The organism is Paraburkholderia solisilvae, assembly GCF_902859875.1.
Taxonomy (GTDB): Bacteria; Pseudomonadota; Gammaproteobacteria; order Burkholderiales; family Burkholderiaceae; genus Paraburkholderia; species Paraburkholderia solisilvae.
The window spans coordinates 33,719-56,350 of sequence record NZ_CADIKF010000032.1 but is presented as its reverse complement, the minus strand read 5'-3'; the positions used below and the strand labels follow the sequence as shown (position 1 = coordinate 56,350).

At 64.5% G+C, this 22,632-nt stretch carries 22 protein-coding genes; 9 read left to right on the top strand and 13 right to left on the bottom strand.

Annotation, left to right across the window (positions count from 1 at the left end):
* Window positions 1–75: 75 nt before the first annotated feature.
* Window positions 76–396: a type II toxin-antitoxin system HicA family toxin gene (locus HV675_RS19750; protein WP_175112798.1), complete on the bottom strand. Its 321-nt coding sequence runs from the start codon at window positions 394–396 to the stop codon at window positions 76–78.
* Between the two features lie 414 nt (window positions 397–810).
* Between HV675_RS19750 and HV675_RS19745 the strand changes: the two genes are divergently transcribed.
* Window positions 811–1,641, top strand: a complete 831-nt coding sequence (locus HV675_RS19745; protein ID WP_175112796.1) for a class I SAM-dependent methyltransferase — start codon at window positions 811–813, stop codon at window positions 1,639–1,641.
* Between the two features lie 289 nt (window positions 1,642–1,930).
* Here HV675_RS19745 and HV675_RS19740 read toward each other — a convergent pair whose 3' ends face one another.
* Window positions 1,931–2,518 (bottom strand): DUF1415 domain-containing protein, encoded by a 588-nt coding sequence (locus HV675_RS19740; protein ID WP_175112794.1) that lies wholly within the window; start codon window positions 2,516–2,518, stop codon window positions 1,931–1,933.
* A 23-nt stretch (window positions 2,519–2,541) separates the two neighbouring features.
* On the bottom strand, window positions 2,542–3,246 hold the full coding sequence (locus tag HV675_RS19735) for a TetR/AcrR family transcriptional regulator (protein ID WP_175112792.1): 705 nt from the start codon (window positions 3,244–3,246) through the stop codon (window positions 2,542–2,544).
* Window positions 3,247–3,440: 194 nt separating this feature from the next.
* On the opposite strand from HV675_RS19735, the gene HV675_RS19730 reads away from it, so the two are divergent.
* The gene (locus HV675_RS19730) at window positions 3,441–4,724 is read left to right on the top strand and encodes an MFS transporter (protein ID WP_175112790.1); all 1,284 of its coding nucleotides are present in this window, start codon (window positions 3,441–3,443) and stop codon (window positions 4,722–4,724) included.
* A gap of 134 nt (window positions 4,725–4,858) precedes the next feature.
* Complete coding sequence (locus HV675_RS19725; RefSeq protein WP_175112789.1) at window positions 4,859–5,452, top strand: nitroreductase family protein; 594 nt, start codon at window positions 4,859–4,861, stop codon at window positions 5,450–5,452.
* 91 nt (window positions 5,453–5,543) lie between these two features.
* Here HV675_RS19725 and HV675_RS19720 read toward each other — a convergent pair whose 3' ends face one another.
* Window positions 5,544–7,022, bottom strand: coding sequence for an MFS transporter (locus HV675_RS19720; protein ID WP_175112787.1), 1,479 nt, complete (start codon window positions 7,020–7,022; stop codon window positions 5,544–5,546).
* 343 nt (window positions 7,023–7,365) lie between these two features.
* Here HV675_RS19720 and HV675_RS19715 point away from each other — a divergent pair, with 343 nt between their 5' ends.
* Window positions 7,366–8,616, top strand: a complete 1,251-nt coding sequence (locus HV675_RS19715; RefSeq protein ID WP_175112785.1) for an Hsp70 family protein — start codon at window positions 7,366–7,368, stop codon at window positions 8,614–8,616.
* Between the two features lie 126 nt (window positions 8,617–8,742).
* Here HV675_RS19715 and HV675_RS19710 read toward each other — a convergent pair whose 3' ends face one another.
* The gene (locus tag HV675_RS19710; RefSeq protein ID WP_075158275.1) at window positions 8,743–8,946 is read right to left on the bottom strand and encodes a cold-shock protein; all 204 of its coding nucleotides are present in this window, start codon (window positions 8,944–8,946) and stop codon (window positions 8,743–8,745) included.
* A gap of 447 nt (window positions 8,947–9,393) precedes the next feature.
* On the opposite strand from HV675_RS19710, the gene HV675_RS19705 reads away from it, so the two are divergent.
* A complete protein-coding gene (locus HV675_RS19705; RefSeq protein ID WP_175112784.1) occupies window positions 9,394–10,986 on the top strand; it encodes an APC family permease in 1,593 nt (530 codons plus the stop codon).
* Between the two features lie 294 nt (window positions 10,987–11,280).
* On the opposite strand, the gene HV675_RS19700 is transcribed toward HV675_RS19705, so the two are convergent.
* From HV675_RS19700 to HV675_RS19670, 7 genes are all read right to left on the bottom strand, one after another.
* Window positions 11,281–12,066: a DODA-type extradiol aromatic ring-opening family dioxygenase gene (locus HV675_RS19700; protein ID WP_175112782.1), complete on the bottom strand. Its 786-nt coding sequence runs from the start codon at window positions 12,064–12,066 to the stop codon at window positions 11,281–11,283.
* A 138-nt stretch (window positions 12,067–12,204) separates the two neighbouring features.
* The gene (locus HV675_RS19695; RefSeq protein WP_175112780.1) at window positions 12,205–12,801 is read right to left on the bottom strand and encodes a UbiX family flavin prenyltransferase; all 597 of its coding nucleotides are present in this window, start codon (window positions 12,799–12,801) and stop codon (window positions 12,205–12,207) included.
* A gap of 73 nt (window positions 12,802–12,874) precedes the next feature.
* A complete protein-coding gene (grxD, locus tag HV675_RS19690; RefSeq protein WP_175112778.1) occupies window positions 12,875–13,186 on the bottom strand; it encodes a Grx4 family monothiol glutaredoxin in 312 nt (103 codons plus the stop codon).
* 188 nt (window positions 13,187–13,374) lie between these two features.
* Window positions 13,375–14,253, bottom strand: a complete 879-nt coding sequence (gene prmC / locus HV675_RS19685) for a peptide chain release factor N(5)-glutamine methyltransferase (RefSeq protein ID WP_175112777.1) — start codon at window positions 14,251–14,253, stop codon at window positions 13,375–13,377.
* Between the two features lie 23 nt (window positions 14,254–14,276).
* Entirely contained in the window at window positions 14,277–15,359 is a 1,083-nt protein-coding gene (prfA, locus tag HV675_RS19680) for a peptide chain release factor 1 (protein ID WP_175112775.1), read from the bottom strand.
* Window positions 15,360–15,514: 155 nt separating this feature from the next.
* Window positions 15,515–16,804 carry a glutamyl-tRNA reductase gene (gene hemA, locus HV675_RS19675; protein WP_175112774.1) on the bottom strand — a complete coding sequence of 430 codons (1,290 nt, stop codon included), beginning with the start codon at window positions 16,802–16,804 and terminating at the stop codon, window positions 15,515–15,517.
* Window positions 16,805–16,848: 44 nt separating this feature from the next.
* Window positions 16,849–17,595, bottom strand: a complete 747-nt coding sequence (locus tag HV675_RS19670; RefSeq protein WP_175112772.1) for a response regulator transcription factor — start codon at window positions 17,593–17,595, stop codon at window positions 16,849–16,851.
* 262 nt (window positions 17,596–17,857) lie between these two features.
* Between HV675_RS19670 and HV675_RS19665 the strand changes: the two genes are divergently transcribed.
* The 4 genes from HV675_RS19665 to HV675_RS19650 are packed head-to-tail and all read left to right on the top strand — an operon-like array spanning window position 17,858 to window position 20,847.
* Window positions 17,858–18,115, top strand: a complete 258-nt coding sequence (locus HV675_RS19665) for a hypothetical protein (RefSeq protein WP_175112770.1) — start codon at window positions 17,858–17,860, stop codon at window positions 18,113–18,115.
* Window positions 18,116–18,146: 31 nt separating this feature from the next.
* Window positions 18,147–19,961, top strand: a complete 1,815-nt coding sequence (locus HV675_RS19660) for an aminopeptidase P family protein (RefSeq protein WP_175112768.1) — start codon at window positions 18,147–18,149, stop codon at window positions 19,959–19,961.
* Window positions 19,962–20,020: 59 nt separating this feature from the next.
* Window positions 20,021–20,206: a hypothetical protein gene (locus tag HV675_RS19655; RefSeq protein ID WP_175112766.1), complete on the top strand. Its 186-nt coding sequence runs from the start codon at window positions 20,021–20,023 to the stop codon at window positions 20,204–20,206.
* Window positions 20,207–20,223: 17 nt separating this feature from the next.
* Complete coding sequence (locus HV675_RS19650) at window positions 20,224–20,847, top strand: HAD family hydrolase (protein ID WP_175112764.1); 624 nt, start codon at window positions 20,224–20,226, stop codon at window positions 20,845–20,847.
* A 256-nt stretch (window positions 20,848–21,103) separates the two neighbouring features.
* On the opposite strand, the gene HV675_RS19645 is transcribed toward HV675_RS19650, so the two are convergent.
* Complete coding sequence (locus HV675_RS19645; protein ID WP_175112762.1) at window positions 21,104–22,234, bottom strand: DUF748 domain-containing protein; 1,131 nt, start codon at window positions 22,232–22,234, stop codon at window positions 21,104–21,106.
* Window positions 22,235–22,632 lie beyond the last annotated feature (398 nt).

Here is a 22,632-nt window from a genome sequence, read left to right as displayed (position 1 = left end):
CCGCGCAGATCCACTTCAATAGACGCAGTGGCGCAGGCGCCAAACCGGATGCGCAGCGAACCGCCTGCGCGCCTTTCAGCCGGGATACGCCTCGTCGACCTTCAGCCCCGCGAGCTTGAAGATGACGCGCAGCGTTTGTGGTTTGATGTCGCGCCGCGAGGCGAGCGTCGTCATCACGAAGTCGAGTACTTTCGCGTATTTGAGCAGGATCAGCACAGTCTCGAGGTCGACGCTGCCGTCGCGCATGACCTCAGCCATGCGCAACATTTCGACGGAGATGTCGCGCGCCATTTCCAGTTCGAGTTGCTGTTTCTCGGTCCATTCCGGGGTTGTCGTCAGCTTGGCGAGCAGTTCCTGGAACTTCTGCTCGGCGTTTCCATTGGGTGTCGTATCCATTGCCGCCTCATCAGGTCTGAGCGCGCTTCGTGTGCACCGTCGCGGCACGCTTCAGGTTAGGTTACGTTCGTCCCCGTCGTCGCTTGCGTGCGAACGCATGTCACGTAACGGGTACGACTTCCCCCTTGGTCACCGGTTCACCGCATCGTTTCAGCGGCGACGGTGTTCGTTGTTATTCGCGCAATGGGCCTCGCGCTTATCGCAGAGGCGCTGCGCAGCTCGCGGTACGCGGTTCATACGGCGCCTGTGATGGGGTCCAGCGCTGCATAAAGTGTTCCTGTCTGATGTTCGCGCACCGTTTTTCGCGCGTCGCCGATCGGAGCCGTCCGCGCTTTTCGGTAAACTGACAGCAACTTCTCCCTTTTTCCGTCACCTGACGCACGTTTGTCATGCAAAGGGTGGCACGCCACTTCGATGTCGAGCAAAACCTATGAGGTGCGGCCGAACCAGTCGGTCGAGCTGTTAAAAGAGCTGCATATCCTGACGCGAGACGGTCAGATGAACCAGGATAGCCGCCGCAAGCTGAAGCAGGTGTATCACCTGTTCCAGTTTATCGAGCCGCTGCTCAAGGATGTAAAAGAAACGAAAGATGCGGTCTCGCTTGTCGATCACGGCGCGGGCAAGTCGTATCTGGGCTTTATTCTGTACGACCTGTTCTTCAAGGATCTGCGCGATAACTCGCACATTTATGGCATCGAGACGCGCGAAGAACTCGTGACCAGGTCCGAGGAACTGGCGGCGCGGCTCGGCTTTGGCGGGATGTCGTTTCTTAACCTGTCGGTGGCCGGGTCGATCGGGTCGGACCGGTTGCCGCCCACGGTCGACGTCGTCACCGCGCTGCACGCCTGCAACACCGCGACCGACGACGCGATCCGCTTCGCGCTGCAAAAGCGCGCGAAGTATGTCGTCGTGGTGCCGTGTTGCCAGGCGGAGGTGGCGGGCGTACTGCGGCGGAACAAGAGCAAATCGCTTGGCGATGCGTTGACCGAAATCTGGCGCCATCCGCTGCACACGCGTGAGTTCGGCAGCCAGATCACCAACGTGCTGCGCTGTTTGCAGCTCGAAGCGCATGGGTATCAGGTGAACGTCACCGAACTGGTCGGGTGGGAACACTCGTTGAAGAACGAGCTCATCATCGCGCACTACAAGGATCTGCCGCGTCGCCGACCGGCCGAACGGCTTCGTGAAGTGATGGATACGCTCGGGCTCAACGAATTGCGCGAGCGGTTTTTCGCCGAGGCTTGAGAGTCGGGCTTGACGCGGGGTGTGAGGCCCGGTGTGAGGCCCGATGCGAGAGGGGCCGTGAAGCAGGCTGTGAAGCGGGCCGTGAAGCAGGCCGTGAAGCGGGCCTATCAAGCAGGCTTGTCAAGCGGGCTATGAGACCGGGCGTGAAGCAAGGCAGGATGCGTGCTGTAAAACGGGCTGTAAAACGGGCTGTAAAACGGGCTGTGAAACGGGCTGTGAATCGGGCTGTGAATCGGCCCATGAAGCGGGATATAAAGCAGCCCATGAAGCGACCCTCTCCAGATGCGCGTCACGCGTCGTCTGCGGGTTTCGCCATCCATTGGCGCCAGCCCTCGTGTCCGAGCCGCCGCACCGTTTCCTGATTGCGCGTATAGATCGCTTCGGCATCGGGAAACGCGGCGACCGCGCGTTCGATGCTCGCTTCGCGCAACAGATGCAGGATCGGATAGGGCGAGCGGTTCGTCACGTTTTCGATATCGTCCGGCTCGCTGCCTTCGAACTGATAGTGCGGGTGAAAGCTCGCAATCTGCAGCGTGCCTTCAAGACGCAGGTGTTTCAACATGCGGTCCGCGAAGAACAGGCAGTCGTTGTATTCGAGGAAATCGGCGAGCGCGTGCGGAAGGATCAGCAGCGTGGTGTCGGTTGCAGTGGGGTCCGCATCCGCCAGCGTGCGCAGCTCGATCTCGAGATCGGCGAGGACGCTTTCAATATCGGTGGCATCGCTGACCGCGTAGCGTATCTGGTCTTTTACGTGTACTGCCTTCGCGAAAGGACACAGATTGAGTCCGATCACCGCGCGCATCAGCCAGTGGCGGGCCGCGGCGATCACCGCTTCGTGCGACGTTGCGGGTTGAGCGGGCGATGGGGATGAGGGCATAGCGGGGTCGTGCAACGAAACCGCTATTTTACCGGTGCATCCGCGCGTGCCGCGTCGATCAGTTGCGCGGCGAGAGCCGGGGCCGCCGTAATCGGCCCGCAACCGGGACCATACGTCTGGCTCGCCGCATAGATGCCTTCGATAATCAACGCCAGTGCGTTGGCGAGCGCAGCGGGATCGCGCGCGCCGGCTTCCGCAGCCAGTTCATTGAGCCTTGCGATCAGTCTCGCCTTGTTGCGGCTCACGCACTGCCGCGCCGGATGCGACGCATCCGGAAACTCCGCCGACACGTTCACGAACGGACAGCCGCGATAGTCGTCCGCGGACGCGCGCCGTGCGAGGTCGGTGAAATACTGGTTCAGCCGCTGGACCGGGTCGCCGGGATGCTTCGCGATGCTGCGCTCGAAGCGCTCGAAGAACGCGCGGTCCGCGTGCTCGAGATAGGCGACGACCAGATCGTCTTTCGACGAAAACTGCCGATACAGGCTCATCTTGTTGACACCCGCCCGCTCGACGACCGCATCGACGCCGACCGCCCGCACGCCATCGCGATAGAACAGCTCGGACGCCGCGCGCAGCAGATGCTCCTGCGCGTCGGGGCCGGCGGTGTGCGGACGCCGTGTCGCGCCTGCCGGCGCACGCGCCGCTGTGCCCGATGCACCGCGAGCAGACGCGCGCGCTCCGGATTGCGCCTTGCGTTGGGGTTTCGCAGCGCGGGAATCGTTCATAAATGGAAAGTCCGTAAATGCGAATGAGTTGCCTTGACATGTTACTGACCGGTCACTACCATCGCAAGACCATTGTTACAGATCAGTCACAAGTCTGTGACGCAATTTGTAACAATCCACAGAACATAACCTGATCTCGACGGCGCATTTGCCCGATTCCCGCAGCGGTGTACGTCGAAAACGGAGAGCAACGGATGAATTGGGCTTCAAGACTCATCGGCGGCCGCTTTCACTACGGCTGGCTGGCGGTCGGCGTGGTGTTTCTCGTGCTGCTCGCGGCGGCCGGCACGCGCGCGACGCCGAGCGTGATGATGGTTCCGCTCGAGCACGAGTTCGGCTGGAGCCGCGCCACGATCTCGCTCGCCATCTCGGTGAATATCGCGCTGTACGGCCTGATGGGTCCGTTCGCCGCGGCTGCGATGCAGCGCTTCGGCGTCCGTCCGACCTTGCTCATCGCGCTGGCGGCGATGGCGGGCGGCGTCGCGCTGTCGTCGATGATGACCGCGCCGTGGCAGATGGTGCTCGTGTGGGGCGTGATGGTCGGCGGCTCGACCGGTGTGGCGGCGCTGACGCTGTCCGCGACCGTCGTCAACCGCTGGTTCACCGCGCGCCGCGGGCTGGTGATGGGCATCCTCACCGCCAGTTCCGCGACCGGGCAACTGGTGTTCCTGCCGATGCTCGCGGCGATTGCCGAGCATCACGGCTGGCGGCCGGTCGTCTGGACCGTCGCGATCGCCGCGGGTATCGTGCTGCCGCTGGTCGCCTTCCTGTTGCCCGAGCGCCCGGCCGATCTGACGCTGCGGCCGTACGGCGAACCGGCGGACGCGCCGCCCAGAACCGATCAGTCGAAGCAGAATCCGCTTGCGATCGCGTTCGGCACGCTGGCGTCCGCGAGCAAAACGCGCGATTTCTGGCTGCTCTTTTTTAGCTTCTTTATTTGCGGTGCGAGCACCAACGGGTACGTCGGCACCCATCTGATCGCGATGTGCGGCGACTACGGGATGACCGAAGTGCAGGGCGCTTCGCTGCTGGCCGCGATGGGCATCTTCGATCTGTTCGGCACGACGCTGTCGGGCTGGCTGTCGGACCGCTTCAACGCGCGCGTGCTGCTGTTCTGGTACTACGGCCTGCGCGGGCTGTCGCTGATCTATCTGCCGCACGCGTTCGGCATCGATTTCTTCGGTCTGCCGCTCTTCGCCGTTTTCTACGGCCTCGACTGGATTGCAACCGTGCCGCCCACCGTGCGTCTGGCCACCGATGTGTACGGCAAGGAGTCGGCGCCGGTCGTGTTCGGCTGGGTGGTGGCCGGGCACCAGCTGGGCGCGGCGTTTGCCGCATTCGGCGCCGGGCTGCTGCGTGCGAGTCTCGGCACGTACACGGTCGCGTCGATGATTTCGGGCGGCCTGTGCCTCGTCGCCGCTGTGATCGTGTTGCGTATCAACCGGCGTCCACGCGAGGTCGCGGTGCAAGCGGTCTGACGCAGGCCGCGACGATTTCGCAGTCTCGCAGTCGAATATGCAGGTGAGCAAATCGACCCGCGGTGCGCGGCTTGTTATCCTAACGGGCCGCTGGTAGTGATCCATCGCTCACGTACTTCGACCGCGAGACGCATATGATCAAAAAAATCGCTGCTGCAGAAGTCCCGATTCACGAACTGTTGGCGAGCCGCTGGAGTCCGCGCGCATTTTCGAGCGAACCGGTAAGCCGCGATCATCTGCGCACGGTGCTCGAAGCCGCGCGCTGGGCGCCTTCGGCCTTCAACGGGCAACCGTGGCGCTTTATCGTGTTCGATCGCAGCGTCGACGAGGTGGCGTACAAGAAGGCGTTTGCGACGCTCGTGCCATTCAATCAGGGCTGGAATGGCCCGGTGCCCGTCCTGATCACCGTGACCACGCATACGCTGACCAGCAAGGGCGCGGTCAATCGTTGCGCGTCCTACGACGCTGGCGCGGCCGCGCTCGCGCTGGTCTTGCAAGCGCACGCGCTGGGTCTCGCCGCGCATCAGATGAGCGGCTTCGACGTCAACGCGTTTCGTCATGCATTCGAGGTTCCAGACGATGTCGAAGTGCTCGCGATGATCGCGCTCGGTCACTATGGCGACGCCGAGAAGCTCGACCCGGTGTTGCGCGAGCGCGAGAAGGCGGCGCGCACGCGTTTGCCGCTCGCGGACATTGCATTCGCGGGCGCCTGGAAAAAGGCGTTCTGAGCGTCGTCGCGCGAGCGGCCTTTGTCGCGTGACGCCGCGCGGTGCTTCGCGTCGCGTGTGCATCCGCGGTTAAGTGACGAGGTCGCGCGCGTCATTCGTTGTCGGCGACGGCGGACAGCGGCGCGGCGACGCTTTCGAGCGAACGCCGTTCCGCGTCGACGCCCCAGATGGCCGCGATCAGCGCGGCCAGCAGCATCAACGCCGAGCCGACCAGATAGCCGGAAAACACCTCGCTACGTTGATGCGTGTCGATCAGGCGCCCGAAGAACGCCGGCCCCGCGATGCCGCCGAGCGCGGTCCCGAACGCGTAGAACACCGCGATCGCGAGTGCGCGTATCTCGAGCGGAAACGACTCGCTGACGGTCAGATACGCAGAGCTTGCCGCCGCCGACGCGAAAAAGAAGATCACTATCCACGAGATCGTCTGTGTCGTGACGGTCAGCCAATGTTGCTCGAACAGATAGCCGCTGACGGTCAGCAGCACGCCGGAGATCGCGTAGGTTGCCGTGATCATCTTGCGCCGGCCGATCACGTCGAACAGCCGGCCGAGCAGCAGCGGGCCGAGAAAGTTGCCGAGCGCGAACGGCAGCAGATACCAGCCGATATGGTCGCCGGGCACGCCGTAGAAATCGGTCAGCACCAGCGCGTAGGTGAAAAAGATCGCGTTATAGCAGAACGCCTGGGCTGTCATCAGCGACAGCCCGACGAGTGCGCGCCGCCGATGCAGCACGAACAGCGTGTGGAACACTTCGCGCAGCGTCGTGCGTTCGCGGGCGCGCAGCCGCAGACGTTTGAGCGTGCCGTCTTCAACGAGCCGGTGGCCGTGGCTGCGAAAGCGCGCCTCGATGCCTTCGACCACCGAGCGGGCTTCGTGCGCTGCGCCGTGCGTCAATAGCCAGCGCGGGCTTTCCGGAATCCATACGCGCATCGGCAGAATCGCAAGCGCGAGCAGCGCGCCGATCAGAAAGCATGCGCGCCAGCCCCAGTCGGGCGGCATCAATCCCGGATCGAGCAGCACGAGGGAGCCCGCCGCGCCGATGCCCGCGCCGACCCAAAAGGTGCCGTTGATCGCGAGATCGGTCCAGCCGCGCACGCGTGCGGGCGTGAATTCCTGGATCGTCGAGTTGATCGCGGTGTATTCGCCGCCGATGCCCGCGCCGGTCAGGAAACGGAAAATCAGGAATGTCTCAAGGTTCCATGAGAACCCGGTCGCGGCGGTCGCCGCCAGATAGAGCGCGAGCGTGATGAAAAACAGCTTGCGCCGGCCGAGACGGTCGGTGAGCCAGCCGAAGCCGAGCGCGCCGAGCACCGCGCCCGCGATGTACGCGCTGCCCGCGAGACCGACCTCCGCGTTCGTGAAGTGCAGCGCAGGGCTCGACTTCAGCGCGCTCGCGACGGCGCCGGCAAGCGTCACCTCCAGTCCGTCGAGCAGCCATGTCACGCCGAGCGCAACGACAATCAGCGTATGAAAGCGGCCCCATGGCAGTCGGTCGAGCCGCGCCGGCAGATCTGTTTCGACGAGCGCGGCTGCTTCAGCGTGGGCGGTCGCAGTGGGCGGCGGTTCGGACATCGGGGCGGGTCTCCTGTTGTCGCACGCAACCTGCGTTGCCGGGGCGGCGTATGCTGTCGGCAAGCGTAGCGGTCGGTCTGCGAGTGTGGGTTTTGCGTGGCCGCTTCGGTTTTCGCAAATTCTGTTCCGCGAACGCTGCCGCGCGCGTGAACGCATGCACGTACGCTCGAGCCGCCAGCAGGCGGCTCTGGCGTCGTCCGACCCGCAACACTCACCGGTACAGCTTGCGCCGTATCCACAACCTGGGTTGCCGCACATTGCGCTTTCGTGCTAAAAAGCCCGTCCCTTACCTTGCTCGCGCCGGCGTGGGCGGCGTTTGCCGCCGTCAGCCAGCGAAGTCCTCATGACCTTTTGCGCGATTGACTTCGGTACGTCGAATTCGGCCGTCGCGGTGCCCGACAATGGTGCGCTGCGGCTTGCGTCAGTCGAAGGCGCGTACACGACGCTGCCGACCGCGGTGTTTTTCAATGTCGACGAAAACACCCGCGAGTACGGGCGCGCAGCGCTCGAAGCGTACGTCGACGGCTTCGACGGGCGTCTGATGCGCTCGATGAAAAGCATCCTCGGGTCGGCGCTGGCCGACAGTACGACCGATCTCGGCGACGGCAGCGCGATCAAATACACCGACGTAATCGGCATATTCCTCACGCATCTGAAGCGGCACGCGGAAGCGGGCGCGGGCGCCGCGCTGGACCGCGCGGTGCTCGGCCGCCCGGTGTTCTTCGTCGACGACGACGCGCGCGCCGACCGTCTCGCGCAGCAGCAGCTGGAAGCCGCCGCGCGCGCGGTCGGCTTTCGCGAGATCCATTTCCAGTACGAGCCGATCGCCGCCGCGTTCGACTACGAGTCTTATCTGACCGAAGAGGGACTCGTGCTGGTCGCGGATATCGGCGGCGGCACGTCGGACTTTTCGCTGGTGCGCGTCGGACCGCAGCGGATGACGCGCCTCGAGCGCAAGGACGACGTGCTCGCGCATCATGGCGTGCACGTCGCGGGCACCGATTTCGACCGGCGCGTCGAGCTGACGACAATTCTCACCGAGCTCGGCTACCGGTCGATCGACCCGGAGGGCCGCGAAGTGCCGAACCGCATTTATTTCGACCTCGCCACGTGGCATCTGATCAATACCGTGTATGCGCCCAAGCGTGTCGCCGAACTGGCGCTGATGCGGCATCTGTATGCGGATACGCGTCACCACGACCGGCTGATGCGTGTGGTCGAGCAGCGCCTCGGTCACGCATTGGCGGCGCGTGCCGAAGAGGCCAAGATCGGTGTCGCGGCGGGCGGCGAGACGCTGATCGATCTGGATCAGGTCGAAGGCGACCTGCGTGTCGCTTTCGATGAGGCGCAACTGATCGATGCGGGCAAAGACGAAACGCAGCGTATCGTGCAGGCGGCGCGCGACACGGTGCAGGCGGCCGGCGTGGCGGACCGCGATGTGAGCGCGTTGTATTTCACCGGCGGTTCGACCGGGCTCGCGTTTCTGTCCGGCGCGATTGCCGCGGCGTTTCCGGGCGCGCGGCCGGTGTTCGGCGACCGGCTCGCGAGCGTCGCGACCGGCCTGGGCATTCATGCACAGCGGATTTTCAGCTAGCGCGGCACGCACCTTTGGGCTAGCGCTGTGCGTTGCGCATCACCTTGTCCTGCCGCAAAGGCGGACAGGCATGAAAAAACCCCGCCTTGGCGGGGTTTTTCTTTGCATCCCGGGGGATGTTGCAGCTTAGGCCGGCTTGATGTTAGCGGCTTGCTTGCCCTTCGGACCCGTCTTCACTTCAAACGTGACCTTCTGGTTTTCCTGAAGCGTCTTGAAGCCTTCGATGCGGATTTCCGAGAAATGCGCGAACAGGTCTTCGCCGCCGCCGTCCGGGGTGATAAAGCCAAAGCCCTTTGCGTCATTGAACCACTTGACGGTACCGGTTTCCATATTACTTTTTCCTAAAAGAGGTAAATAAGGCCGAAGCCTGGGGGTGCACGAAAATCAAGGAAGGGGTAATAGGACCAACCGGAGTACCGTGATGGGCGAACTACGAAAGACCAATTCACTCGCCACTTGAAATCCTGCCCGGTCTTTATACGGTCATTTCGAGAGAAGGTCAATAGTGTCCCTATTTTCTTCACAGGCATTAACATTTTATGGGGTACACACCTCTTACAAAGCTTGCAAATGGATGGATTTTTTTGTAGAGAGAGCCGTTTCCGGGTATTCAACTATCGGGTGCAACCGTTACACTACGCGCCTTGCCGAAGGTTGCACCGGCGCGATGTGAACGCGCGGATGTGCTGGCCCGAAGCGTGCGTATCGTGACCGGCATTCAGGCGGAGACAGCCGTATCAGCACGGCATCGATACGGTTTCCGTTACAGGAGAAGACGTGAAGAGTTCTATACAAAGGAACATTGGGCCGATCGCGCTATTGCTGACCGGCTTGGGTTCGATTATCGGGTCCGGCTGGCTGTTCGGCGCGTGGAAGGCGGCAAAAATTGCAGGGCCCGCGGCGATTTGTGCATGGGTGATCGGAGCGGTCGTGATTCTCGCGATTGCGCTGACTTATGCGGAACTCGGTGCGATGTTGCCGGAGTCCGGCGGTATGGTGCGCTACGCGCGCTATTCGCATGGCGCGTTGGTGGGCTTTATCAGCGCGTGGGCCAACTGGATCGCGATTGTGTCGGTGATTCCGATTGAAGCGGAGGCGTCGATCCAGTACATGAGCACATGGCCTTACGACTGGGCACACGCATTGTTCGTGAACGGGTCATTGACGACAAACGGCCTGTTACTGTCCGCGGCGCTCGTGATCGTCTACTTCCTGCTCAACTACTGGGGCGTGAAACTGTTCGCGCATGCGAATTCGACTATCACCGTCTTCAAGTTCCTGATTCCCGGTTTGACGATTCTCGGTCTGATGCTGACGGGCTTTCACCGCGAGAACTTCGGCGAGGCCAGCACATTTGCGCCGTACGGCTGGTCTGCGGTGCTGACCGCGGTGGCGACGAGCGGCATTGTGTTCGCGTTCAACGGCTTCCAGAGTCCGGTCAATCTCGCGGGTGAAGCGCGCAATCCGGCGAAGAGCGTGCCGTTCGCGGTCATCGGCTCGATCCTGCTTGCGCTCGTGATCTACGTGCTGCTGCAAGTCGCGTATATCGGCGCGGTCAATCCGGCCGACGTGATGAAAGGCTGGAGCCACTTCACGTTCGCGTCGCCGTTCGCGGAACTCGCGATTGCGCTGAATCTGAACTGGCTCGCGATCCTGTTGTATATCGATGCGTTCGTGAGCCCGAGCGGCACCGGCACCACGTATATGGCGACCACCACCCGCATGATCTACGCGATGGAGCGCAACAACACGCTGCCGAAAATGTTCGGCAACGTGCATCCGCTTTACGGCGTGCCGCGTCAGGCGATGTGGTTCAACCTGCTGGTGTCGTTCATCTTCCTGTTCTTCTTCCGCGGCTGGAGTTCGCTGGCGGCGGTCATCTCAGTCGCCACGGTCATTTCATATCTGACCGGGCCGGTCAGCCTGATGGCGCTGCGCCGCACCGCGACGGATCTCGAGCGGCCGCTGCAGATCGCCGGGATGAAGGCGATCGCACCGTTCGCGTTCGTCTGCGCGTCGCTGATCCTGTACTGGGCGAAGTGGCCGCTGACCGGCGAAATCATTCTGCTGATGATCGTCGCGCTGCCGGTGTACTTCTACTACCAGGCGAAGGAGGGCTTCGCGGGCTGGGGGCGCGACCTGAAGGCGGCATGGTGGCTGGTGGCCTATCTGCCGACGATGGCCTTGCTGTCGCTGATCGGCAGCAAGCAGTTCGGCGGGCTGGGCGTGTTGCCGTACGGCTGGGATATGGTGGTCGTGATCGTGTGTGCGCTGGTGTTTTATTACTGGGGCGTGCATACCGGTTATCGCACCGAGTATCTCGCCGAGCGGGAATCGCACGACGAGATTCTCGAAGGAATCGGCGCGTAGCGTACGTGTGCGCCGGCGCGTTCGAGGCGCCGCGCCCGGGCCGCTGCGCCCGAGCTGCAGGGTCGGTTCCATTGCCTTGCCGTCGCGTTCAAGCGGCAGTCGCTCGAGCGCTGGATCGAGGCGCCGCTCTCGAGCTGGGTCGAGCCGACGCCGATGGGTCGCATCAAACGGCCTGCCCAAAGCCGAAAAAGGCTGCCCGATGCAAAACATCGGGCAGCCTTTTTACTGTGAAGCTCGTTGCGGCGCGATCACGCTCACCGCGCAGACGCAACGGTGCCGCAGCGCCTCGCGAACTCAATCGTCGGTGAACACATAGTTCGTCATCGCGAGCACGCGCTGGTAGGTGCCGAGCGGCTGAATCTGCAGCCGGTAAGCGTCGCCGGCGGCGCCCAGCGCGGCGAATACCGGCAGCAGATGCTCGTCGGTCGGGTGCATCGACACCGCGTGCGGCGCAACACGCCGATAGTCGAACAACGCATCGAGGTCGCGCGCGGCGAGACGCGCTTCGAACCAGTCGGTGAACTCCGTCACGCGCGGGTCTGCGTCTTCCGGGCGCGCGGAGAAATCCGCCTCGCGCAGATTGTGCGTGATCTGCCCGGAGCCGATCACCATCACGCCGTCGTCGCGCAACGCCCGCAGCGCGCGGCCGACGCGAAAATGATGCGCCGGGTCCATGCGCGGTTGAATCGACAACTGGGCGACCGGCACATCAGCGTCCGGAAACATCAGCAGCATCGGCACCCACGCGCCATGATCGAGCCCATGCGGCTCGCTGGACGACGCAATGCCCGCGGCGCCGAGCAGGTCCGCCGCCCGGCGTGCGACGTCCGGCGCACCGGGCGCCGGGTACCTGATCTCGTACAACTGACGCGGGAAACCATAGAAGTCGTGGATCGTGTCCGGCTTGTCTGCGGTGCTCGCGACCGGCTGCGCGGTCATCCAATGCGCGGACAGCATCAGGATCGCCTTCGGACGCGGCAATCGGGCCGACAGCGACGCGAATTCAGCGGATGGCAGCGACGGATCGATCGGCAGCGTCGGCGCGCCGTGAGACAGGAAGAGCGAGGGCAAGCGGGTCATGGCGGCGTGGTCGCGCGTCGATGCGCGACAGGTGTGTCGAAGATAAACCGACTATATAGCCGTATTGGCGTTTGATAAACGATGTAAAACGGATTTAATTGCGTCGCCGATGTTGGGAATCGGCGTTGACAGACGCGCCTAGACGGAGCCGTTCAACCCTTCCCACGTCGGCGCGAACGACGGGCCGAGCGCCAGCAGATCAAGCGCGCGTGCGACGGTGTGGTCGACCATTTCATCGAGCGATGCGGGCTTGCTGTAAAACGCCGGCACCGGCGGGAACACGATTCCGCCCATTTCGGTGACGGCGGTCATATTGCGCAAATGCGCGAGGTTGAACGGCGTTTCCCGCACCATCAGCACCAGCCTGCGCCGTTCCTTCAACGTGACGTCAGCGGCGCGCGAAATCAGGTTGTCCGACAGGGCGTGCGCGATGCTCGCGAGCGTCTTCATCGAACACGGTGCGACGATCATTCCGTGCGTCGCGAACGAACCCGACGCAACGCTCGCACCGATATCACGCGCCGAATGGACGACATCCGCGAGCGAATGCACGTCGTCTTTCGTCAGTTGCAGTTCGTGCTGGATATTGAGCCAGCCGGCGCTGGAAACCAGCAGATGGCTTTCGACGCCGCCGACGCGGCGCAGCGCATGCAGCAGCCGGATGCCGTAAATAGCGCCCGATGCGCCGGTGATCGCGACGATCACGCGGCGCGGCACGGTAATGCGTGTATCCATGACGTGAGGGCGCTGCTGGGGCGCCCGAGCGGCCCGGAGGCGAAGGAGGTGTTGCTGTGCTGCGTGTTGCGGGTTATGCCGCGGCGAACAGCTGCTGGAGTTCGCCCGATTGGTACATTTCCATCATGATGTCCGACCCGCCGACGAATTCCCCCTTTACGTAAAGCTGCGGGATGGTCGGCCAGTTCGAGAACGACTTGATGCCCTGGCGGACTTCATCGTCTTCGAGCACGTTGACGGTCTTGAACTCGTCGACGCCGCACGCCTTCAGGATCTGCACGGCGCGGCCGGAAAAGCCGCACATCGGAAATTGCACGTTGCCCTTCATGAAGAGCACGACGGCGTTGTCGTCGACGATTTGCTTGATGCGTTGTTGCGTATCCATGACTGACCTTGCGGTTCCGGAAATAGGTGGAGTTGACATCAAATGATAGCGGATTTCGCGGGGGTAAGCCGACGCTGCCCGTGACACGGGTGGCGGGCACCCGGCCCGGTTGCGGCCGGGGGAGACCACGGCAGGCCACGCGCCGCCCTGTTGCGCGCGAGCGCACGCGTTGCGCAGCCGTCGTCGAACTAGCGCGGCGATGCGGCCCCGGTATGCGGCGGTTCGGCGAATTGCCCGCCGCTGATCCGTTCGATGCCGGCGAGATCGCGTTCAGAGCGCACCGCACGGAACCCGCGCGCGGTGAGCAGCGCACGCACGTCCGCAGCCTGGTCGTAGCCGTGCTCGAGCCATAGCGTGCCGCCCGCGGCAAGCCATGCGGGCGCACCGGTGACGATCGCGCGAAGCGCGGACAAGCCGTCCGCTTCGTCGGTCAGCGCGGCGCGCGGTTCGAAGCGCAGGTCGCCTTGACCGAGATGCGGATCGCGGCCGGCGATATACGGCGGATTGCTGACGATGACATCGAAGCGCAGCGCGGGCGCGAGCGGCGCGTACCAGTCGCCGTGCAGGAGGCTCAGCGGGCCGCCAGGCCGGTTCGCTTCGAGCAGGCGTGCGGCATTGCGTGTCGCCACCTGCAACGCCGCGGCGGAGCGCTCGACCGCCCACACTTGCGCATCCGGCCGCGCGGATGCAAGCGCGACGGCAATCGCGCCCGTCCCGGTGCCGAGATCCAGTACACGTGGCTGCGCGCGTCCAGCCATCGCGCCGAGCGCGGTTTCGACCAGCAGTTCGGTTTCCGGTCGCGGAATCAGCACATCGGGCGTGACTTCGAATTCGAGCCCGTAGAATTCGCGCGTGCCGACTAGCTGCGCGACCGGCTCTCCTGCCCCACGCCGCGCTTCGAGCTCGCGCCAGCGCGCGACCTGCGCGGCATCGAGCGGCGCATGCGCGCGCGTGATCAGCTCGGTGCGGCGCCAGCCGAGCGCGTGACCGAGCAGCATGCGCGCTTCGAGCGCCGGCAGCGCCGAGGCGCGAAGCAACGTGGCAACCGTATCGGGAGCGCCGGCCATGTCCGCTTGCTCCACTTGTCCGCTCAGTCCGCGTCGCCGAGCGACGCGAGCAACTCGGCCTGATGCTCGCTGACGAGCGCGGCGATCAGCTCGTCGAGATCGCCTTCCATCAGCGCTTCGAGCCGGTACAGCGTCAGGTTGATCCGGTGATCGGTCAGCCGTCCTTGCGGGAAGTTGTACGTGCGGATGCGCTCCGAGCGATCGCCGGAGCCGATCAGGCTCTTGCGGGTGGCCGCTTCCTTCGCGTGCTGCTCGTGATATTGCTTGTCCTTGATGCGCGCGGCGAGCACCTTGAGCGCGCGATCCTTGTTCTTGTGCTGAGAGCGGTCGTCCTGGCACTCGACGACAATGCCGGTCGGCAAGTGCGTGACGCGCACCGCCGAATCGGTCTTGTTGATGTGCTGGCCGCCGGCGCCCGACGCGCGGAATGTATCGATGCGCAAGTCGGCCGGATTGATCTCGACTTCACCGATTTCATCGGCTTCCGGCATCACCGCGACGGTGCACGCGGACGTGTGGATGCGACCCTGCGTTTCGGTCACCGGTACGCGCTGCACGCGATGGCCGCCGGATTCGAACTTCAGTTTCGAGTACGCGGCTTCGCCGGCGATGCGCACGATTACTTCCTTGTAGCCGCCCAGATCCGATTCGCTCGCCGACATCATTTCGACCTGCCAGCGATTGCGCTCCGCATAGCGCAGATACATCCGCAGCAAATCGCCGGCGAATAGCGCCGACTCGTCGCCGCCGGTGCCCGCGCGGATTTCGAGGAAGATATTGCGGTCGTCGTTCGGGTCTTTCGGCAGCAGCATGCGCTGCAATTCGCTTTCGAGCTGCTCCATCCGCTCGCGCGCCGCGCGGATTTCCTCTTCGGCGAATTCCTTCATCGACGGATCCGACAGCAGCTCCTGCGCGGTGGCCGCGTCGTTGACCGCCTGACGCCATAGTGCGTACTGCTCGACGAGCGGGCCGAGCTCCGCGTGCTCACGCGTGAGCTTGCGGTACTGGTCGAGATTCGCGGTGACGTCCGCGCGGCTCAACAGGTCGTTCAGTTCGGCCAGCCGTGTGGTGAGCTGGTCGAGCTTCGTTTGCATGCTCGTTTTCATCGGGCCTTCGTTATGCGATCCGGAGTGGGTTCCGGCAGGGACAGTCTGAATTCGGGAGGCGGGCGGCAGCGCCCGTGGGCGGAGGCGCCGCGCTGGGCTCGCGCGCAGCGGACGCGCAAAGCGGAGCGGCGACGCGCGAAGCGGCGCTAGCGCCGCTAACGCTCGGACGTGTGGTTGTGCTTGTAGAAGCCGCTCATCAATTCGACGAGCGTTGCGCGGTTGTCGCTGCTCGCGCTATTGAGCGCGTGCGTCGGACCATGGATCAGCTTGTTGGTGATGGCTTGCGACAGCGCTTCGAGCACCACCGCCGGATCGTCGCCGCGCGCGAGCATCTTCTGCGCTTTCTCGACTTCGGCGCGGCGCAGCGCGTCCGCCTGCGTATGCATGTGGCGAATCACCGGCACGATGCTGCGCGCGTCGAGCCACTGCATGAAGTTCTGCACGCGCGTTTCGATGATGGCTTCGGCTTGCGCGACGGCCGCCTGGCGCGACGCATTGCCCTCGCGAACGATCGCGCCGAGATCGTCGACGGTGTACAGGAACACGTCTTCGAGCAGGCCGACTTCCGGCTCGATATCGCGCGGCACGGCGAGGTCGACCATGAAAATGGGCCGGTGGCGGCGCGCTTTCACCGCGCGCTCGACCGCGCCCAGACCGATGATCGGCAGCGTCGACGCGGTGCACGACACGATGATGTCGAACTCGTGCATCCGCTGCGGCAGTTCACCAAGCGGAATCGCACGCCCGTTGAAGCGTTCCGCGAGGCGTTGACCGCGCTCGGCGGTGCGGTTCGCGACTACCAGCTCGCGCGGCTTCTGCGCGGCGAAGTGGGTCGCGCACAGCTCGATCATTTCGCCGGCGCCGATAAAGAGCACGCGCTGGTTCGCCACCTTGTCGAAGATGCGCTGCGCGAGCCGCACGGCCGCGGCGGCCATCGACACCGACTGCGCGCCGATTTCCGTCGTAGTGCGCACTTCCTTCGCGACGGCGAAGGTGCGCTGGAACAGCTGGTTCAGATACGTGCCGAGCGCGCCGGCTTCCGACGCGGTGCGCACCGCATCCTTCATCTGGCCGACGATCTGCGTTTCGCCGAGCACCATTGAATCGAGCCCCGACGCGACGCGGAACGCATGCCGCACCGCTTCCGATTGCGGCAGCGCGTACACATGCGGCGCGAGTTCGTCGACGGGGAGATTGTGGAACTTCGACAGCCACCGGATGGCGGCCTCGCGGGCGGCGTGGTCGTCGGTGGCGCAGTAGAGTTCGGTGCGGTTGCAGGTGGACAGGATCGCCGCTTCAGGCGCGTTGGGCGCGCCGCCGTGACCCAGCCACAGGCCCTTCAAGGCTTCCAGCGCAGGTTTGACCTGTTCGAGCGGAAACGCCACGCGTTCGCGCAGGGCGACTGGCGCAGTGTGGTGGTTGATTCCGATCGTTAGAAGCTGCATAAATGGGGACAGCCCGGTGACTGGGGCTATGGTTTAGCCCCATATTATAGCGTTTCCACGATTGTTTCAGTCCTGGGCGGCTCATCGTTGCCGTCATTGCCGCTCGTGCCGGATACCGGATCGAGCCGGTATCCGTAGCCATACAGCGGCGTCAGCGCGTAGCCGTGCTCGGGCCGCAGTTCCAGCTTCGCGCGGATGCGGGATGCATGCGTATCGAGCGTGCGTGACCTGATGTCGCGGCGGCCCCAGACGGTTTCAAGAATCTGCGCGCGCGAAACCGGCCGCGACATGTTCGAAAAAAGCAGCAGCGCGAAGCGGAGTTCCTTCGGCGTCAACGGGACCGCCACGCCCCGGAACATGACGATCGAGCGCCCGCCATCGAACGCATAGTCGCCGAAGATTTCGCGGGAGCGGCTGCGCGGCCGGCGAAAGCCCGCGCGCCGGATCAGCGCGTCGACGCGCGCCAGCATTTCGGGGCCGCGCACCGGCTTCGCGAGACAGTCGTCGGCGCCCGCGTGCAGCGCGGCCACCAGTTCGCTCTCGCGCGGCGCTTTCATCGTGACGATGACCGGCAGGCCGGGCAGCACTTCGCGCGCGAGCGCGATGACATCTTCGGCGCAGCGGTCGCCGGCCCAGGCTTCGGTGAGGAGGAGGTCGAAGAAGAGCTGCTTTGCGCTGTTGAGGAAAGGCTCGCTGGCGCTGAAGTGCTGGCACGCGTGGCCGGCTGCGAACAGCAGGCGGGAAACGAGTTCCGCGTGGCGAAGGTCCGGCTCGATGAGGGCGATTCGCATGAAGAGCGTTTCAGACCGGCGCCCGGGGAGGCGTGGGCGCTGGCGTTGCGGCTTGCCTAACGTTATCCCCGCCCCTAAACTCAACCGCTACTCATCGCCGCGCTGCTGGCAAACCGCTGGCGAACCGCCGATGAACAGCGGCGCAGACACGCGCCGTGCTGACCTTCTGGGTTAATGAGAGAAAAATGCTAGCTATCGTCTGCAGCCGGGCCTATGGGACAAATCCGAAATTTCGTCGGCGGCGGTGGGAGGCGTGCCGCTGATGGGGTGGCCTGGCATTGTCGTGCTTGGTGTCGCGGTGGGGCTGGCGGGCTGGTGGCTGCATCCGTTGCGGCGAGCGAGCCGCGCGCGGCTGTGGGTTGCGGTGCTCGCGGGCGTGCTCGGCGCGGCGCTCGCGCGCATGGCCGGCAACGTCACCACGCTTTTCCACAATGGCGACACGCTCGAATGGCCGGTCTGCACGGCGGCCGCGCTCGTCGCGGCGGCCTCGGTGATCGGCATGCTGTCGCGGCGTCGGTGACGGCGCCGCTCAATACTTTCTGGTGAACACGATGAACGTCCGACTCCCCGAAACCGCATCGATTCCTGAACGGATTGCACAATTGCGCAGCGTGATGGCGCGCGAAGGCCTCGCCGCCTATCTGGTGCCGTCGGCGGATCCGCACCTGTCCGAATATTTGCCGGGGCGCTGGAAAGGGCGCGAATGGCTGTCCGGCTTCACCGGCTCGGTCGGTACGCTAGCGGTGACCGCCGATTTCGCCGGCCTGTGGGTCGATAGCCGCTACTGGGTGCAGGCCGATGCGCAACTGGCCGGCACCGGCATTCAATTGATGAAAATGACCGGCGGCCAGCAGACCCAGCCGCATATCGACTGGCTCGCGCAGAATGTGCCGGCGGGCGGCACCGTGGGTGTCGACGGCGCGGTGCTGGGCGTCGCGGCGGCGCGCGCGCTGCATGACGCACTGAGCGCGCGCGGCGTGACGCTGCGCGCCGACGTCGACCTGCTCGACGCGATCTGGCCGCAGCGCCCGCCGCTGCCGACCGATGCGGTCTACGAACACGCGCCGCCGCAGGCGAGCGTCACGCGCGCGGACAAGCTCGGCCGGGTGCGCCGCGCGATGCAGGAGCAGGGCGCGCAGTGGCACTTCATCTCGACACTCGACGATCTCGCGTGGCTGCTGAACCTGCGCGGCGCCGACGTGAACTACAACCCGGTGTTCGTCGCGCACGCGCTGATCGGGCTCGAGCGCGCGTCGTTGTTCGTGGTCGAGGGCAAAGTGCCCGCGGCGCTCGCGGATGCGCTCGCGCGCGACGGCATTCGCGTCGAACCGTACGCGCAGGCAGCCGATGCGCTGGCCGCGCTGCCCGCCGGTGCGACGCTGCTTGCCGACCCGCGGCGCATCACGTTCGGCATGCTGCGCTCGGTGCCGTCACACGTGAAAATTGTCGAGGCGGTGAATCCGACCACCTTCTTCAAGTCGCGCAAAACCGCGGCGGAAGCCGACCATGTGCGCGCGACGATGGAGCAGGACGGCGCCGCGCTCGCGGAGTTCTTCGCGTGGTTCGAACAGGCACTCGGCCGCGAGACGCTCACCGAGCTGACCGTCGACGAGCGGTTGACGGCGGCCCGCGCGCGTCGGCCGGGCTTTGTCACGCTGAGCTTTTCGACGATCGCCGCGTTCAACGCGAATGGCGCGATGCCGCACTATCGCGCGCTGCCCGAATCGCACGCGACGATCGAAGGCAACGGTCTGCTGCTGATCGATTCGGGCGGCCAGTACCTGAGCGGCACCACCGACATCACACGCGTCGTGCCGATCGGCGCGATCGACGATGCGCACCGGCGCGATTTCACGACGGTGCTCAAAGGCACGATCGCGCTGTCGCGTGCGCGTTTTCCGCGCGGCATCCGTTCGCCGATGCTCGATGCGATCGCGCGCGCGCCGATCTGGGAGGCCGGCGCCGACTACGGTCACGGCACCGGTCATGGCGTCGGCTATTTCCTGAACGTGCACGAAGGGCCGCAAGTCATTTCGCACTATGCGGCGGCCGAAGCATGGACGGCGATGGAAGAGGGCATGATCACGTCGATCGAACCGGGTATCTACCGGCCCGGCAAATGGGGCATCCGGATCGAAAATCTGGTGCTGAACCGCGCGGCCGGCAAGACCGAGTTCGGCGACTTCCTCGAGTTCGAAACGCTGACGCTGTGCCCGATCGACACGCGCTGCATCGCGCTGCCGCTGTTGCGCGACGACGAGCGCGCGTGGCTCAATGCGTATCACGAGACGGTGCGCGCGCGCATCGCGCCGCATGTGTCGGGGGACGCGAAGGCGTGGCTCGAGACGCGCACGAAAGCGATCTGATTGCGCACTGACCGGCGGAGCGAACCGGCCGCGCCGGAGCGGGGCGCTGTGCGCAAGGAGTGGTCGACCTGGTCGAGCCGATTGAGCTGGTTGAACCGATCGAGTCGAGTGAACCGGTTCAACTGGTTGAACCGATCGAGCTGGCGGCCGATCGAACCGATCTCCATCAACCCGCCGGCCGAACGTGGGTAGCCTTCACGCATCATGCGATGCGCGTCGCAACAACGTGGCTGACCAACCTGTGAACAACAACGGAGCTTGCATGACCATCAAGGCAGTCGTGTTCGATTTCGGCGGCGTGCTGATCGACTGGAGTCCGCAGTACCTGTACCGCACATTGATTCCCGATGAAACCGAGCGTCAGTGGTTTCTCGACAATGTGTGCACGATGGACTGGGTGATTCGCCAGGACGGCGGTCAGCCGGTCGCTGAGGGCACCGCGGAACTGGTCGAGCGGTTTCCCGAGCATGAGGCGCTGATTCGCGCGTTCTACGAGCGCTGGCACGAGATGGTTGCGGGCGTGCTGCACGATGGTGTCGCGACCGTCGACAAACTCGAGGCCGCGGGGGTGCCGCTCTTCGGCCTGACGAACTGGTCGGCGGAGACATTCCCGTACGCGTGGGAGAACTTTCCGGTGCTGCGGCGCTTTCGCGACATCGTCGTATCGGGGCGCGTGAAGCTGGTGAAGCCGGACCCGGCGATCTTCGCGATGATGCGCGAGCGTATCGAAGCGCACCTGCCGGGCGTCGCACCGCATGAACTCGTGTTTATCGACGACAACCTGAAAAACGCCGAAGCGGCGAGTGCATTGGGCTGGCACGGCGTGCATCACACGAGCGCCGCGCAGACCGAAGCGAAACTGCGTGAACTTGGTTTGCCTGTTTGACCGGATTGATTCGAGCGCTGTTTCGAACACTGTCCATGTCGCACGAGTGACGCGCTACTTGTGCGGCAAGGCGGTGCCCGGCAACCGCATTGGGCGAACCGCACCAAACAAACGGCATCGGGCAAACGGCATCGGGCAAACCGCACAAGGCAAACCGCACAAGGCAAACCGCACAAGGCAAACCGCACAAGGCAAACCGCACAAGGCAAACCGACGCCCGCGCCGTCTCGCGGCTAGCCAAACCAGGCGCCCGCGCCTACTGCCCCAGCAGATTCTTCAGCGCATTGCCGAGGCCCTTTACCGTATCGCCCGCTCCCTTCGCGACGCCTTCCGCGCTCACGCCGAGCGCCTTTGCGAAATTCGTGCGCAGTTCGGTCATCAGGCTTTCGTTGAGCTTGAACTTCGGGTCGCGCAGATTGCCGTCCAGCACGAAATGCAGCGTGATTTCGTCGCCATGGTTTTTCAGCGCAGCGACCGCGGCGCGCGTCGGAATCGACAGAAACGTGTCGAGCGGGTTATCCGACTCGGCGAGTTGCAGATGATGCAGCGTCACCGTGCCAGGCGCATGCAGGTGATAGTCGCGCACCGTCGATTCGACGTTCAGATCGACGGTGCCGCCGGTCACGCGCGCTTTCGTGCCGGCCTTTTTCAGCAGATACGGGTCGAGCATCACGACATCGACGCCGCGCAATGTGGTCGTAAGCTGCGAGTCCTTGTTGGCGATCTTGATCCAGCCGCCGAACGTGACCTGGCCCGTGTGTTCCGGTCCCTTGATCGAGCCCGTCACCGACAGCGAAGTCGGCTCGGTGAGATCCGGCAGATGAATGTGATCGACGCTCGCGTTCGCGTCGGTCACGCTGACCTTGTACGACGGCTGGCTGACCATCCGATCGTAAAAATCAAATGTGCCGCGTTCGAAGCGGATGTGATCGATCAGTTTTTCCGCGGGCAGCGGGGCGGGCGCTGCGGGCGCGCTCGCTGCGGGCGGCGCGTTGCTCACCGATTGTCTGAGGTTCGGCAGCAACTCGATCGTGCCGTTTTGCTTGCGTAGCGCGGTCAGCGTGAAATTGCTGACCACGACTTCGCGCAGATGCAGGCGCCGCCGCGTGAGCGCATCGTGCAGATCCGGCACAAGCGTAATTTGCGCGGCGCGCAGTGTGTCCGGCGCCGGCCAGTCTTGCGGCGCAATCAGGCGCACATTCGTGAGCCGGATGGAGCGGAAGCCGACGTCGATATGTTCAGCGCTGCCAAGCGGCCCGAGCGCCGCAATGACGCGTTCTTTCACTTCGTGCTGCACGAAGTACAGGCCGGCAAGCGCGGCGACCACGAGGACGACGACGATCGCGATTACGCTGATCATCACGCGCTTGCCAACCGACATCGTCATGCCGCCTCCTCGTGACCGTACCCGCGTGGCGGTCGCGTATTCGGTGAGTTTCGTTGGGGCTTGCCGCCAACCGGATCGCCATCAATAAAGTCGCCAGCTACGAAGCGTGGCGCAGCAAACGTCATGCCGTTGGTGAGCGGTGCGATTTTCACCGGCCGGCCGGTTGCCGACCGCGGGCCGCTAATCATTTTGTTCGTTGTTCGTTGATCGCGGGCAGGCAAACGCGCGGCAGCGACATGGTGCGTACCGCGTCACTGCAGACACGACGCAGCCTCGGTCGCCAACCTGCCAGCATTCGACCGCGCGTAGCCAACCGCGCACCGCCAAGCACCGAGCACCAAGTGACCCGCGACCCGCGACCCGCGACCCGCGACCCGCGACCCGCGACCCGCGACCCG

What these genes read in the sequence shown, in the direction of transcription:
- HV675_RS19750 (WP_175112798.1), bottom strand. Translation starts at nt 396, where the DNA reads ATGGATACGACACCCAATGGAAACGCCGAGCAGAAGTTCCAGGAACTG.
- HV675_RS19745 (WP_175112796.1), top strand. Translation starts at nt 811, where the DNA reads ATGTCGAGCAAAACCTATGAGGTGCGGCCGAACCAGTCGGTCGAGCTG.
- HV675_RS19740 (WP_175112794.1), bottom strand. Translation starts at nt 2,518, where the DNA reads ATGCCCTCATCCCCATCGCCCGCTCAACCCGCAACGTCGCACGAAGCG.
- HV675_RS19735 (WP_175112792.1), bottom strand. Translation starts at nt 3,246, where the DNA reads ATGAACGATTCCCGCGCTGCGAAACCCCAACGCAAGGCGCAATCCGGA.
- HV675_RS19730 (WP_175112790.1), top strand. Translation starts at nt 3,441, where the DNA reads ATGAATTGGGCTTCAAGACTCATCGGCGGCCGCTTTCACTACGGCTGG.
- HV675_RS19725 (WP_175112789.1), top strand. Translation starts at nt 4,859, where the DNA reads ATGATCAAAAAAATCGCTGCTGCAGAAGTCCCGATTCACGAACTGTTG.
- HV675_RS19720 (WP_175112787.1), bottom strand. Translation starts at nt 7,022, where the DNA reads ATGTCCGAACCGCCGCCCACTGCGACCGCCCACGCTGAAGCAGCCGCG.
- HV675_RS19715 (WP_175112785.1), top strand. Translation starts at nt 7,366, where the DNA reads ATGACCTTTTGCGCGATTGACTTCGGTACGTCGAATTCGGCCGTCGCG.
- HV675_RS19710 (WP_075158275.1), bottom strand. Translation starts at nt 8,946, where the DNA reads ATGGAAACCGGTACCGTCAAGTGGTTCAATGACGCAAAGGGCTTTGGC.
- HV675_RS19700 (WP_175112782.1), bottom strand. Translation starts at nt 12,066, where the DNA reads ATGACCCGCTTGCCCTCGCTCTTCCTGTCTCACGGCGCGCCGACGCTG.
- HV675_RS19695 (WP_175112780.1), bottom strand. Translation starts at nt 12,801, where the DNA reads ATGGATACACGCATTACCGTGCCGCGCCGCGTGATCGTCGCGATCACC.
- grxD (WP_175112778.1), bottom strand. Translation starts at nt 13,186, where the DNA reads ATGGATACGCAACAACGCATCAAGCAAATCGTCGACGACAACGCCGTC.
- prmC (WP_175112777.1), bottom strand. Translation starts at nt 14,253, where the DNA reads ATGGCCGGCGCTCCCGATACGGTTGCCACGTTGCTTCGCGCCTCGGCG.
- prfA (WP_175112775.1), bottom strand. Translation starts at nt 15,359, where the DNA reads ATGAAAACGAGCATGCAAACGAAGCTCGACCAGCTCACCACACGGCTG.
- hemA (WP_175112774.1), bottom strand. Translation starts at nt 16,804, where the DNA reads ATGCAGCTTCTAACGATCGGAATCAACCACCACACTGCGCCAGTCGCC.
- HV675_RS19670 (WP_175112772.1), bottom strand. Translation starts at nt 17,595, where the DNA reads ATGCGAATCGCCCTCATCGAGCCGGACCTTCGCCACGCGGAACTCGTT.
- HV675_RS19665 (WP_175112770.1), top strand. Translation starts at nt 17,858, where the DNA reads ATGGGGTGGCCTGGCATTGTCGTGCTTGGTGTCGCGGTGGGGCTGGCG.
- HV675_RS19660 (WP_175112768.1), top strand. Translation starts at nt 18,147, where the DNA reads ATGAACGTCCGACTCCCCGAAACCGCATCGATTCCTGAACGGATTGCA.
- HV675_RS19650 (WP_175112764.1), top strand. Translation starts at nt 20,224, where the DNA reads ATGACCATCAAGGCAGTCGTGTTCGATTTCGGCGGCGTGCTGATCGAC.
- HV675_RS19645 (WP_175112762.1), bottom strand. Translation starts at nt 22,234, where the DNA reads ATGACGATGTCGGTTGGCAAGCGCGTGATGATCAGCGTAATCGCGATC.